Here is a 332-nt window from a genome sequence, read left to right as displayed (position 1 = left end):
TTGTCCTGTAAAGTTGTCAGTGGATTGCCATCCTGAACTGAATACTTGTTTCCTATTGGTCCAACCGTCTTTCGGTCTTTAAGGTACTCGTCAAAGAATTTCGCTAATTCAGCTTCTCCTTGGATTTTATTACCGACTTTTTTGGATATTTTTTCTACTTTGCCTTTCGAAGGTTTTAATGGCACGACTGTCTCTTTCACCTTCGCTTTTACTTCCTTCACGGCTTGTTTTACCTTGGTAGAGGTTTTCTTTGCCGCCTGCTTCGCTGCAAGTACTACTTTCTTGGCAGTCCGCTTAAACTTCTTCACCATTTTACTCTTCGATAGATTATT

Annotated in this window: 1 protein-coding gene; it reads right to left on the bottom strand. The window is 40.4% G+C overall.

The window, feature by feature from the left end:
* Positions 1 to 308, bottom strand: a 308-nt coding sequence (locus tag H131_RS22625) for a hypothetical protein (protein WP_155242540.1), incomplete at its 3' end; no start/stop codon positions are given.
* Positions 309 to 332 lie beyond the last annotated feature (24 nt).

The organism is Lysinibacillus sphaericus OT4b.31 (assembly GCF_000392615.1).
Lineage (GTDB): Bacteria > Bacillota > Bacilli > Bacillales_A > Planococcaceae > Lysinibacillus > Lysinibacillus sphaericus_B.
This window is presented reverse-complemented; position numbering and strand designations above follow the sequence as displayed.